Annotated in this window: 10 protein-coding genes and 1 pseudogene; 4 read left to right on the forward strand and 7 right to left on the reverse strand. The window is 58.7% G+C overall.

The genetic code is table 11. From position 1 onward, the window contains the following. Positions 1-157: 157 nt before the first annotated feature. The gene (gene ltrA / locus ACWUI2_RS19175; RefSeq protein WP_486984454.1) at positions 158-1,474 is read left to right on the forward strand and encodes a group II intron reverse transcriptase/maturase; all 1,317 of its coding nucleotides are present in this window, start codon (positions 158-160) and stop codon (positions 1,472-1,474) included. Positions 1,475-1,580: 106 nt separating this feature from the next. On the opposite strand, the gene ACWUI2_RS19180 is transcribed toward ltrA (ACWUI2_RS19175), so the two are convergent. After that, the gene (locus ACWUI2_RS19180) at positions 1,581-2,273 is read right to left on the reverse strand and encodes a hypothetical protein (protein WP_486984455.1); all 693 of its coding nucleotides are present in this window, start codon (positions 2,271-2,273) and stop codon (positions 1,581-1,583) included. A gap of 81 nt (positions 2,274-2,354) precedes the next feature. After that, positions 2,355-2,696 carry an Imm27 family immunity protein gene (locus tag ACWUI2_RS19185; RefSeq protein WP_486985081.1) on the reverse strand — a complete coding sequence of 114 codons (342 nt, stop codon included), beginning with the start codon at positions 2,694-2,696 and terminating at the stop codon, positions 2,355-2,357. 471 nt (positions 2,697-3,167) lie between these two features. On the opposite strand from ACWUI2_RS19185, the gene ltrA (ACWUI2_RS19190) reads away from it, so the two are divergent. Then, positions 3,168-4,562: a group II intron reverse transcriptase/maturase gene (gene ltrA / locus ACWUI2_RS19190; protein WP_486984456.1), complete on the forward strand. Its 1,395-nt coding sequence runs from the start codon at positions 3,168-3,170 to the stop codon at positions 4,560-4,562. A 103-nt stretch (positions 4,563-4,665) separates the two neighbouring features. Here the strand turns inward: ltrA (ACWUI2_RS19190) and ACWUI2_RS19195 are convergent, their stop codons facing one another. The 3 genes and pseudogenes from ACWUI2_RS19195 to ACWUI2_RS19205 all read right to left on the reverse strand — a co-directional run bounded on the left by ACWUI2_RS19195 (position 4,666) and on the right by ACWUI2_RS19205 (position 6,701). After that, positions 4,666-5,208, reverse strand: a complete 543-nt coding sequence (locus ACWUI2_RS19195; RefSeq protein ID WP_486985082.1) for a rhomboid family intramembrane serine protease — start codon at positions 5,206-5,208, stop codon at positions 4,666-4,668. An 87-nt stretch (positions 5,209-5,295) separates the two neighbouring features. Then, positions 5,296-5,370, reverse strand: a pseudogene (locus ACWUI2_RS19200) (zinc ribbon domain-containing protein); the annotation flags it as partial. A 236-nt stretch (positions 5,371-5,606) separates the two neighbouring features. Then, positions 5,607-6,701 carry a transposase gene (locus tag ACWUI2_RS19205; protein ID WP_486984457.1) on the reverse strand — a complete coding sequence of 365 codons (1,095 nt, stop codon included), beginning with the start codon at positions 6,699-6,701 and terminating at the stop codon, positions 5,607-5,609. A 42-nt stretch (positions 6,702-6,743) separates the two neighbouring features. Between ACWUI2_RS19205 and ACWUI2_RS19210 the strand changes: the two genes are divergently transcribed. Further along, a complete protein-coding gene (locus tag ACWUI2_RS19210) occupies positions 6,744-6,962 on the forward strand; it encodes a GIY-YIG nuclease family protein (protein WP_486985083.1) in 219 nt (72 codons plus the stop codon). Beyond that, a complete protein-coding gene (locus tag ACWUI2_RS19215; protein WP_486984458.1) occupies positions 6,911-7,492 on the forward strand; it encodes a tyrosine-type recombinase/integrase in 582 nt (193 codons plus the stop codon). The genes ACWUI2_RS19210 and ACWUI2_RS19215 overlap by 52 nt, the downstream gene beginning before the upstream one ends. Before the next feature lie 368 nt (positions 7,493-7,860). Here the strand turns inward: ACWUI2_RS19215 and ACWUI2_RS19220 are convergent, their stop codons facing one another. Both ACWUI2_RS19220 and ACWUI2_RS19225 read right to left on the reverse strand, forming a co-directional pair. Further along, positions 7,861-11,112, reverse strand: a complete 3,252-nt coding sequence (locus ACWUI2_RS19220) for an RCC1 domain-containing protein (RefSeq protein WP_486984459.1) — start codon at positions 11,110-11,112, stop codon at positions 7,861-7,863. Positions 11,113-11,326: 214 nt separating this feature from the next. Continuing rightward, on the reverse strand, positions 11,327-11,782 hold the full coding sequence (locus ACWUI2_RS19225; RefSeq protein WP_486984460.1) for an acetolactate synthase: 456 nt from the start codon (positions 11,780-11,782) through the stop codon (positions 11,327-11,329). Positions 11,783-11,842: the final 60 nt, after the last annotated feature.

Here is an 11,842-nt window from a genome sequence, read left to right on the forward strand (position 1 = left end):
GTCGCGTTGGAAGGCGAGGAGTCAGCCGAGGTCGTAGTAGCCGCATCGAACGAGCCGGGAGTAGCTGCCGACGGGTGACCCGTCCAGTGAAATGGACCGGAGGCCTCAGGTGTGGTGAAGGACCGAACCGAAGAAGTGGAAACAACCGGAGGTGCCTGTGAGTGATCATGCGGCATCTTCCGTGGAGAACCAAGTTCCACAGGAAAACCTGCTGGAGCGGATTCTGGATCAATCCAATGTTGAAACGGCGTGGAAACGCGTTCGCTCGAACAAAGGGGCGCCGGGGATCGACAACATGTCGGTCGCCGAGTTCCCGGCGTTTGCGCGGGCTCACCTGCCGAGGATACTGGAGCAGATCCGGGAAGGGCGGTATGCCCCCGCTGCGGTAAAACGAGTCTGGATTCCCAAACCGGACGGAAGCGAACGCCCTCTGGGCATACCGACCGTTCTGGACCGGGTGATCCAGCAAGCCATAGCCCAAATCCTCAATCCCATCTTTGATGTGGAATTCAGCGAAGGCAGTTATGGCTTCAGATACGGGCGTCAGGCTCACGCCGCCGTCGAGCGGCTGAGCCAGGCGAGTCAAGATGGATACCGTTGGGGAGTGGACTGCGATTTGAAGTCTTACTTCGACATGGTAAACCACGACCTGTTGATGCACCAGTTGGGCAGACGAATTCGGGACAAGCGCGTCCTCGCCCTGATCGGCAAATACCTGCGTGCAGGTATCCGGCACGACGACGGCAGCACGGAGAAAACACTTAAAGGCGTCCCGCAAGGCGGCCCGCTTTCTCCTTTGCTCGCCAACGTTATGCTCGACCCGCTCGATCGGGAAATCGAGGCGATGCACCTGCCGTTTGCCCGCTACGCGGATGACTTCCTTATCCTCGCCCGCACCCAGACCGAGGCGCTTAGCGTCATGAGCGAAGTTCGGGAATATGTGGAAGGGAAACTGAAGCTGCTGGTGAACAACGACAAGAGCCGGGTCGCTCCTTTGAAGGAGTGCGCCTTCCTGGGGTTCAGTATCCACGGGAAGAAAATCCAGCGGACCGATAAGGCCGCCCGGAGATTCAAACTTCGGATACAGGAGATCACCGCCCGCAGTCGAGGTATCTCGATGAGGCAGCGCCTCCTTGAGCTTCGGCGCTACTGCGTGGGTTGGTTTCATTACTTCAAGCTAGGCCTCTCATACAAGGAGGTCTTGCAGTGGGACCAGTGGATCCGCAGGCGAGTGCGTCTGTGCTACTGGAAAGACTGGAAGCGGCCGCGCACGCGGCGGAGAATGCTCATTAGACTCGGTGTACCCAAAGACCGGGTAAAGCTCGCCTCGCGCTCCCGCAAGGGATATTGGCGAATGTCGCGCAACAGTCTGGTGAACCTGGCACTCAACGACCGCTATCTGGAAAAGCAAGGGGTTCAATACCTGAGAAAATTATGGGTGACCTTCAAATATGGAGACAAGGCCAAGGTCTAGTCTCTGGTCCCTGATTCTTCGGAACCGCCGTGATACGGACCCGTATGTCCGGTGGTGTGGGGGCCGGGAGAGTTAATGCTCCCGGCTACCCGATTAGCCCCTTCCATCATGGCCCATCGAAGTCCATTCGCTCATAGTATTCATCGCGAATCAAATCTCTGAAATCCTCGCCACGGCAGACCTCTATCGAAGTGTCATCCGAGATATCTATGTACTCAAGAGGTATGAAGTCCCACTTTTTATATACGCCCCCGGAATACGATATCTCGCCGTGGTCATTCTCACAATCAATAGAGACCTCCCATAGCTCCTCAACAAATTCCTCGACGTCAGGAATGACTAGGATTGCATCTTCAGTCTGGAAATTGAATCGGTCAGTTTCAATACGCCACTCCCGCTGCCAAGTGTAATCAACTCCATCTGACAAGTCGAAATCCACGTGTCTCCATCTTGCTTGTTCGTGCAAATCTCGGAGTTTGTCTCTGGGCTGATATATTACCGGGAGCCCGCCTGAATCAAAGACGTACTTCTTCTTGAACCCAATTCCCCAGAGGCTAAGTCGCCTATAATTATGTGAATCCAAAATACCATCTTCATTTACGACGTCTGCAAGAGGGGCTTCGGTAAGGCATACTGTCTGAGTAATGGAAGGTGAGTAAATGGCGCCGCGTATATAACCGCAGCGAAGAATCGATCGCAATGTGTCAGCCGGAACTGAATCACGATTAACGAAGTGAAAAAGGTATGAGCTAATGTCGCGTCGGACCTTCGCCAGCTTGCTTGGGAGAGGACTTTTCATTCTGTGGCTAACGGTAAGCGTAGGCGCGAGGGCCGGCGGTTGATGTTGCACTCGCTGGTGCTCTCAAAATTCCCCAAATCGTTAATCCGCGCCGTGATGGCCCTCGTTGCCTACCGCGCCTGGTTGGGCTGTTCCGTTCAAGTCGGCTCGATACTTCACCTTCGCGACCTCCGGTGAAAGGGTCTCTAAGCGTGGAGGTCCGGCTCCATGAAGGTGTGATTGGGGAAATGTGCGCTCCCATAATCGCCCGTCATCCGGATCTCGATACAAGGTCGACCATCCTTCATCGGCAGAGCCTAAGAAGAGCAAATGGTCGGATATCAATCTTTCAATTCGTTTCGAGGTCGCATCGCCGACTACCGAGCCATCCTTCTCAATCCATCTTCCTTCAAGGAGTGATTCCTCCGGGCTAATATTATTCATTATTCTTCTGCCCAACGTCGAGGAGAGTCATAGGTGTGGAGCGGAGCGGAACACCTATTGACTCCTCCGGTTTGTGTGCGCCCAGCATGGGCGCGTTGTAAACGGGGTGCAAGTCCCCTGTAGGAAAACCAAACATGAAAACTCATCATGACGAGACTACTACCTGAGGCCAAGGCGGAAAGGGCAACCGATCCGCTGGAGGAAGGCTAATTGGGAAACCTGCGAGCTTATGGACAAGAACCGCATAGAAGGCCGACACAGGGCGACGAGCTGGCACAACGCAGCGAAGTCGTTTGGTTTGCCCGTGGAGGTAAATGCGGAGGTTGTGCAGGGAAGCAACGCGCTCTTACCTGGGGAGATCCCGCTGCCCAAAAGGCGGCGGGAAGTCAGCAGAGGTCGTAGTAGTGAGCGAACAAGCCGGGGGCTGGAATACGCCCGTTTAAACTTGGAAACCGGAAGTCTTGATCGATCATGAAGGGCCGAACCGAAGAGGAATCTCCTGACCCCGCGAAGGACGTGGCAGACGCTCAAGCCGGACGGTCCGCGTCGCACGAGTGCCTTCGCGGCGGGAAGCATGAGGAGGTTCAAGATCGATCCTTGATGGAGCAAGTTCTCGATCGGGAAAACCTGAATACGGCCTGGAAACGGGTCAAAGCGAATAAAGGAGCCCCCGGTCTCGACGAGATGTCGATCGAGGAGTTTCCCGCGTTCCTTCGGGCCAACTGGACGAGGCTTCGCTTCATGCTGGTGAAAGGAACCTATCGCCCGGCGCCTGTGCGCCGGGTGTTTATTGCGAAACCGGACGGGTCTGAACGCCCGCTCGGAATACCGACGGTGCTGGATCGTTGGATTCAACAGGCGTTGGCGCAAGTGCTGGGGCCGCTCTTCGAGTGCGACTTCAGCGATAGCAGCTACGGTTTCCGTCCCAACCGATCCGCTCATCAGGCGGTGAGACAGATGGAAGCCTGTTGGAAGGAAGGACGCGTCCATGCGGTGGATTGCGACCTCAAATCCTTCTTTGATACCGTCAACCACGACCGGCTTATGGAGCAACTGCGAGAAAAGGTCCGGGACCCTCTGGTCCTTGGCTTGATTCGCCGCTACCTGCAAGCCGGCGTCGTGCTGCCCGAGGGAATCCGCGAGGCCACGCCTTGCGGCGTACCGCAGGGAGGGCCACTGTCGCCCCTGCTGGCCAATATCGTGCTCGACCCGCTCGACAAGGAGTTGGAGCGGCGCGGACATCGTTTTGTCCGCTACGCCGACGACTTTCTCGTCATGGTCAAAAGTGCAAAAGCGGCCGAAAGGGTGAAAGAGAGCCTGACGCGATTCATCGAAGGAAAACTGAAACTGGTGATCAACCAAACCAAAAGCAAAGCCGCTCCCCTGCGCCAATGCTCCTTCCTCGGCTTCTGCCTTGGAAAGCGCGGCCAGATCATGTGGACGGACAAGGCACTCGCCCGCTTCAAGCTGCGGATCAAGGAGATTACCTCCCGAAACCGCGGTCGCCGGGTCGAGGACGTCATCCTTGAGCTTCGCCGGTATGTCACCGGCTGGCTCAATTACTTCGGGATAAGTCATACCTGCAAAACGGTATTTGCACTCGATAAATGGATACGTCGGCGAGTGAGGTTGTATTATTGGAAACAGTGGAAGCAGCCGCGGACGCGCCGTCGTCGCCTGATCGCCCTGGGTATACCGCCCGAGGAAACCAAACGAGCGACGCGCAGCCGGAAAGGCTACTGGAGAATGAGCAACAACAGCATTCTTCAACGCGCTCTGACCAACGACTACCTGACAAAACAAGGGGTTCCCGATCTACGCAAACAATGGATCGTTCTTCACTACGGGCCAAAAGCCCGGGTCTAGTCGGAACCGCCCGGTGCGGACCCGCATGCCGGGTGGTGTGGGACCTGCTGCTGATTGACTTATCCGTCAGTCAGCGGTGGGGACCCGATTAGCTGATTCTTTCTTAGGGTGGACCGCCATCGGCAGCTTTGAATGATGGGCTGAGTCCCCGTGCAATTCCGTAACCGACAGGAATGCCCATCGCGGACGTCCAAGTGGTCCATGGTGAGAAGATCGCGCTAATGACTCCCAGTGCGGACCAAACTACAAGGATCCCAATTAAAATCCGATCTGGTAAAGGAAGCTTCGACCAATGCTGATGCCAGAGGGCTAATAAACCACCAACCAGGGCATAGAAAACTCCGGACGATCCGGTGATCAAGGCGTTGCCCTCGCCAAAAGCCATCCAGAATACTCCTGGAACAAGAATCCCTCCAAGAATGATGAGCAACGTCGTTCGGCTGCCGGTCCGGGGCTCAAGAATGAGCCCAGCAAGAAAGAGGGAAATGATCCTCCAGAACAGAAAAGAGGGATATGAATGAACGAAGGCGTAGGTAAAGAGGGAAACCGGCAGGGCACTCTGGGCATCACTCCCGAATGGCGCCAAGGCTAAAAGCACAACGAGGGAATGAAAGAACCAAACAAATACGGAAATGAAGATTGCCACGAGGCAGAACCCTCCAACTGACCGCATAGTCCTCATGCGAGCAAAAAATGGCCGCCGCAAGCGAGCAAGATTCTTCGTCCAAAAAGGATGTCCGCAGTGTGGGCAGGTCACCGCCGTGGTCGAAACCTTCCCGTCGCACGCTGGGCAATTTGTTAGCGACATATCAATCGTTCTTCTCTAGCTAGGTAGACTCCATCCGAAAAGGGTTTTTACGAGCGGCGATTGTTTGATTGAAGATGGATGTTTGGTGGATGAGTGGAATCCGGCACCCCCAAAGGCAGTAACCAAACAGTGAATACGGTCCGAATCGTCGTTTTGGAACCAAATTGAGCAGGATCGGTACAGGACCGATCCTCCGTCTTCGACGTTCTTTGTTTGGAATGACGGGGGGACCTCGCTCAAGCGACTTGGCACCGTCGTTTTCGCTTTCGCAGCAGGATCGTCCGACACGCATTGTAGGCCAGGCACTTCTCCAAAAATTCCTCGCGGGCTGCCGCAATGCCTGTCCGGCTGAGTTGGCCGAAGTCGAAGCCATACTTCAGGCAAAACATTAAAGACTCCACGGCCGAACGGCCGGCCCGGGCCAGGCGATACTCCTCCCCGTCCCAGTCCTCGCCAAGGAGCTTCTTTCCCTTCGATCCACTGATGCTGACGATCTCCACTCCCAACTCCCTGACCCGATCATGGCCCTCCCGCGAAGAATAGCCGTCGTCCACGCTGGTCAGGTGCGGTATGACTCCAGTGTTGGCGATCGCTCTTTCCACCATCGGCACCAGGTTGGAGGAATCGGAGGTGTTGCCTGAATCGACCTTCAGCGCGACGACATATCCATTGGCGCTTCGGGCCAATTGCGGCTTGTAGCCGATGACCGGCTGGCGACCTCCCTTTTGGATGTAAGCCGCCGAGCGGTCGTGAACGCTCAAGACGCGCTCGGTCGAAGGAAAGGTTTTTTCTTCGAAAATGCGTTGGCGCATTTGTTCGAGCGACTTCGTGGCGAGGTGCAGACTCTCGACAAACAGATCGACACGCGCTTTGGCCTGTTGGCGCAAGCTGGGCAGGATCCGCCCGTTGTCGAGTCGTTCGTTCCAGCTTGCCTCCACGCGCTTGAACTCGTTATCCGCATGGCAAAGAAGTTTGGCCGCCAACTCAATGAACTCCCGGCAAAACTTCTGGAACTTCTTCTTTTTCTTAGCGTTAAGATTGATTTGAAAAGGCTTTTTCGAGAGCTCTTCGAGGTAGCTCTCCATGCGTCCCGGGCGGATATTTGCCAAACCGAAAAGCTCGAACTTGCGGCCGATCTCATAAAGGCGCCGGGCCAGGACGAAGATGGTCTTGGCATCGGTCGGCCAGCACGAATTGGCCTTGGTCGCGGTACTATCGATCAGGACCTGATCGAAGCTGTCGAGCTCTTCCCGGCTGGCCCGGTTTAACTGGGCGGAAAGGATCGCCTCACGCGTTTCAAGGCTGAGTTCACCCCGTGAGATATGAGGCACATGGAAAAACACTACGTTTATGTTTTAAGGTCGCTGAACGACATGGAGTTTTATGTGGGCTTGACCAACAATTTGCCCGCGAGGCTCAAGCAGCATAACACCGGGAAGGTTTTGTCCACGCGGCGCCGCACGCCTTTGGAATTGGTTTATTGGGAAGGATGCCTTGATCGTCATGATGCGGCCCGCCGGGAGAAATATTTAAAAACCGCATGGGGAAAACGATATCTGAAGACCCGAATCAGCGACTATCTCACGGGGTAAAGGATCTCGATTTCGACCGTGGTCAGATCATGGTGCGGCAGGGCAAGGGCGGGAAGGATCGGGTGGTACCGTTGCCGGAGGTGCTGGCCCCCGCGTTGCGCGCCCAAGTCGAGTTTGCCCGGAGTCTCCATGATGGGGACCGGCGAAGAAAATTGCCCGGCGTTTCTTTGCCGAACGCGTTGGAAAGAAAGTTGGGCAACGCCGGGGAAAAATTCCCTTGGTTTTGGTTGTGGCCGGCCCGGAAATTGTCGAGGGACCCCCGATCGGGAATCGTGCGTCGTCATCATCGATTGCCGAAGCCGTATCAGCGGGTGGTGAGCGCGACGGCCGACCGGGTGGGAATCACCAAGCGGGTGACCAGTCATGTGTTGCGGCACTGTTTCGCGACTCATTTGCTAGAGAACGGGACGGATATCCGAACCGTTCAAGAACTGCTGGGACACGCCAGCATCGAAACGACCCAAATCTACCTCCATGTGTTGGAAAAACCGGGAAGGACCCTTCCCTCCCCTTTGCGGTTGATCGCCTGAGCTTTCAGGTCCGGGCGAGCCCGTTCTCCGGGAAGGCTTCGCCCCGTCACTTCCCCGGGGAAAGGAGAATGATGAATGATGAGGGATGAATGATGAAGGATTCCCGGGGGAGTCGGTGTTCCGGTGGGATCCTGTTGTTTCCGGAATTACTTATCCCACGGGTTGGGGGTGGTGGAAAGTCGAAAGTTTGGGTTTTGGGGGTTGGGGGAGAGGTTGGGGAGGTAGGGGGACAGGCAGGGGAGGCTCGATGAAGGCGTGGCTTCATCGCTACGGGAACAGGTTCGATGAAGGCGTGGCTTCATCGCTACGGGGAGCAGGCTCGATGAAGGCGTGGCTTCATCGCTACGGGGAGGAGGCACTGCTACTTATTAGTCGATGCGGACTTCGACGGTTTCGCTGACGATGATTCCGGCGGGGTTGGAGATGATTACCGAGTAGTATCCGGAATCTTCGGCGCGGGCGTTCGCGATGCTCAGGCGGGGGTCAGTGGAATCGGGAAGGGTGTTCCCGTCTTTGACCCATTGGAAGTGGAGCGGACGGCTCCCATCAGCTTCGACGTCGAGGGTAACCCGGTCGCCGGCCGAGACCCGAACCGCTTCCGGTTGGGCGGCAATGCTCGGGGAAACTGCAACGGTGGCGGGTTGACTGACGGCCCGGCCGACGTCGTTGGTGACCACGACCGAATAACGGCCGGTGTCGCCTCCTTCGATGTTTTCAAGGGTCAATTCCGGGCCTTCCTCCCCGGGAAGGGCTCTGTCGTCCTTGAGCCATTGGAATTCGAAAGGCCGTCCGCCCTGGGCGCGGACCGAGAGTTCGACGGTTTCGCCGGCGCGGACGGTTTGGGATTGCGGGTGGGTGGTGATGGCGGGCGGGAGCATCAGTGCGACGCGGTCGCTTTCGACGCGGCCGGCGGGATTGCGGACCACCACATGGTATTCTCCCGCATCGGTGGCCCGGACCCCTTCGATGACGAAGCGGGGGTCTTCGGTTTCCGCCAGCGGACGGTTATCTTTATACCAGTGGTAGGCCAAAGGGGGCGTCCCGGTTGCCCGGACTTCGAAGACGGCGGTGCCGCCGAACGCGGAGAAGACCTGGGATTCTGGTTGCAGGACGATGTGGGGAACGATCTGCAGGAGGGTTTCCTCGCTGAAGACGCGTCCGGCGGGGTTGGAAACGGCAGCCGAGTAGGTCCCGCCGGCTTCGACCCGGACGTTTTCGAGGACGAGGTTCGGTCCGGTGGCGCCTTGGATCGGTTGGTTTTCGTAAAACCATTGGATTTCGAGGGGCGGGGAGCCGCTCACGTCGAGTTGGAGGGTGGTTCGTTCGCCGATGCGGGCGGCCACGGTTTCGGCCGGTTGTCCGAGAATGGCGGGTTCGATGAGGAAATGGACCGGTTCGCTCATGGTTTGGCCGGAGGCGCTGGCCACTTCCACGGAGTAGGCTCCGGTGTGGTTTTCTTCGACGCTTTCGAGGACGAGGGTATCTTCGGTGGCCCCCGCAATCGGTTCGCCGTCTTTGTGCCATTGGAAGGTGAACGGACCGGTGCCGCGGGCGCGGGCGGTGAAGCGGGCGCTGTCGCCGAGGACGGCGACCCGGGGGTTGGCGGCGACGCGGACGGCGGGATCCTCCACTTCGATGGAGAAGGAACGGCTGCTGATGTTGCCGACGGGATTCGCCACGATGAGGGAATAGGTGCCGCTGTCGGGGCCGCTGACATTGGTCAGGGAGAGGGCCGGCCCCTCGGCGCCGGAGATCGGGCGACCATCTTTCATCCATTGGTAACGGAAGGGAGGGGTGCCGGTGATCAACGGCATCACGAAGACGTCTTCGCCGGCCGGGACGATCCGGGAGGGGAGGCGGCTGACCAGTCGGGGCGGTTCGGCGGCACCGATAATGGCGACGGTCCGGCCTCCTCCAGCGGCGATGGCGATGATATCGCGGAGGTCTTCGGGAATGGAGGCCTGGCCGTAATGGTCGCCGCCCCAGCCGACGGCGGTCCGGTTTTCGCGCAAGGCGACGCTGTGGCTGCGGCTGGCGTCGATGGCGATCGCGTCGGAAAGACCGCCGGGGATGTCGGTTTGGCCGAAAATGTTGCTGCCCCAGGCCGCCATGGTGCCGTTTCGCCGCAGGCCGACGTTATGGTAGGTTCCGGAGGCGATCGCCCGGACGTTGTTCAAGTTGGCCGGGATTTCCCGTTGCCGGTAAAAGTTGTTGCCCCAGCCGAAGACGAGTCCCCCCTGGTTGAGGGCGAGGCTATGTTCTCGGCCGGCCGCGATATCGACAACCCGGTTCAAACCCCGGGGGACATTGGTTTGGCCGAGGAAGTTGTTGCCCCAGGCGACGACGGATCCGTCTCCCCGAAGGGCAAGGCTGTGGAATTCTCCGGCGGCGATGCGGACGACGTCTTGCAAATCTTCCGGCGGGCCGGCTTGGCCGTAGAGGTTGTCGCCCCAGCCGGTGACGGTGCCGTCGCTGCGCAGGGCGATGCCGTGGGCGCGTCCGGCCGCGACGGCGACGACATTTCGAAGTTGGTCGGGATCGGGATCGAATTCGGGACTCCAGTTGGTTCCCCACCAGAAGATGGAGCCGTCGCGGCGGAGAGCGATGGTGTGTTCCTCCCAGGCGGAGACCGCGACGACCTCTTGGAAAAGCTCGGGGTATAGTGCCTGCCCGGCGTTGTTGTTTCCCCAGGCCCGGACGCGTCCGTTGTCGAGGAGGGCGATGTTGTGGTGGTTGCCGGCGGCGATCCGGCGGACCCCCCGTAATCCGGAAGGCCGGTTGGTTTGCCCGTAATGGTTGCGGCCCCAGGCGAAGACCCGGCCATCCTCCAGCAAAGCGAGACTGTGGTCTTCGCCGGCGGAGATGCGCGAGACGTTTTGCAAGCCGTTGGGGTCGGAACTTTGGCCGAAATCGTTGTTGCCCCAGGCCACCAAGGTGCCGTCCCGACGCAATGCGAGACTATGGTAGCCTCCGGCCGCGACGGCCACGACGTCAGTGAGATCCTCCGGGACGGAACTTTGGCCGTCGTCGTTCAAGCCCCAGGCGACGACGGTGCCGTCGCGCCGCAAGGCCAAGGTGTGGAAAAGGCCGACCGAGATAGCGGCCACCTCGTTCAATCCGTCCGGGACGTCCTTTTGGTTCTGGCGGTTGCTTCCCCAGGCGCTCACCCGGCCGTCGCGGTGGAGGGCGACGCTATGGGCGTGACCGGCTCCGATCGCCCGGACCTCCCGCAGCCAATCGGGCGGGGTGGCTTGGCCGTGGCGGTTGTCGCCCCAGCCGGCGACGGTTCCATTTTGGCGCAAAGCCAAGGCGTGGGCCGAACCGGCGGCGATCGCGGCGACCTCATTGAGACCTTCGGGGACGGTCGATTCGCGGTGGTTGTTGGAACCCCAGGCGGTGACGGTGCCGTCGGCCCGGAGCGCGAGGCTGAAACGTTGTCCGGCGGCGACGTCCATCAAGGAGCTCATCTCCTCGGGCGGGGGGAGGACCTGGCGTCCCCAGCTGACGGCTGAATTGGAGGCCGCCGGGGCCGGATGGGCGGTTGCGATCAAGAGAAGGGCCGTGAGCCAGGCGAAGACGGCCGGGAGGTGAAACCTCGAAGTTAACTTTGTCAGTGGCATGGTCGCGGTAAACATTGGGCGAGATTCCTTCTGCATTAATATAACCGATTATAGCGATTATCACCTAAATGTGATCGCAGTTTAATCCCGTTCGGAGGGAACGGAAAGCAGAAAGCCGCTGCCATACAGGCGGTGGGAGCAAGCCCGGGGAATCCTCCATCGGGTTGGCCGGGGTTTTTCGGAGAGGACGAAACGGCGGTTTCCCGCAGGGAGCTTAGCGGGAAATATCGTTTTGGAAGAGCACCTTGAATTGATGGTTTTGGAGGGATTGGGCGGCGACGTCGCCATCTTCCAAGCTGATGACCAGGGCGCACTTGTCGCGGGGGCGGGAGACGCAGGAGTAAAGGTAGTGGATGTTCACCTCGGCTTCGAGGAGGGCGGCGAGGACCCGCTTGAGGTCGGTTTCCCCGGAAATTTCGACGACGAGAACGACGCATTCGGTGAAGGCGAAGTCGTGTTCGTAAAGGAGGGCGCGGGTCTTGTCGGGGTCGTCGACAATGATCCGGATGATGGCGCTGTCGGTGGTGTCGAGGATGGTGATGGCCATGACATGGACGTCGTGCGAATTCAGCAGGCGGATCACTTCCGCGAGACTCCCCACCTGATTGCGGGCGAAAATGGAAAATTGCCGAACGGGATCGCAGCGCCGCTTTTCGGATGTCCTGGTCATAACCGATAACGTTTTCCGATTTTCGCACCCGGCGCAACCCCGTTTGCAAACCTTTGGAAA

Source organism: Verruconatronum alginivorum, assembly GCF_056590205.1.

Bases quoted from the DNA above. Each gene is read 5' to 3' on its own strand.
- ACWUI2_RS19180 (WP_486984455.1), bottom strand. From the start codon at position 2,273: ATGAAAAGTCCTCTCCCAAGCAAGCTGGCGAAGGTCCGACGCGACATT.
- ACWUI2_RS19185 (WP_486985081.1), bottom strand. From the start codon at position 2,696: ATGAATAATATTAGCCCGGAGGAATCACTCCTTGAAGGAAGATGGATT.
- ltrA (WP_486984456.1), top strand. From the start codon at position 3,168: ATGAAGGGCCGAACCGAAGAGGAATCTCCTGACCCCGCGAAGGACGTG.
- ACWUI2_RS19210 (WP_486985083.1), top strand. From the start codon at position 6,744: ATGGAGTTTTATGTGGGCTTGACCAACAATTTGCCCGCGAGGCTCAAG.
- ACWUI2_RS19215 (WP_486984458.1), top strand. From the start codon at position 6,911: ATGGGGAAAACGATATCTGAAGACCCGAATCAGCGACTATCTCACGGG.
- ACWUI2_RS19220 (WP_486984459.1), bottom strand. From the start codon at position 11,112: ATGCCACTGACAAAGTTAACTTCGAGGTTTCACCTCCCGGCCGTCTTC.
- ACWUI2_RS19225 (WP_486984460.1), bottom strand. From the start codon at position 11,782: ATGACCAGGACATCCGAAAAGCGGCGCTGCGATCCCGTTCGGCAATTT.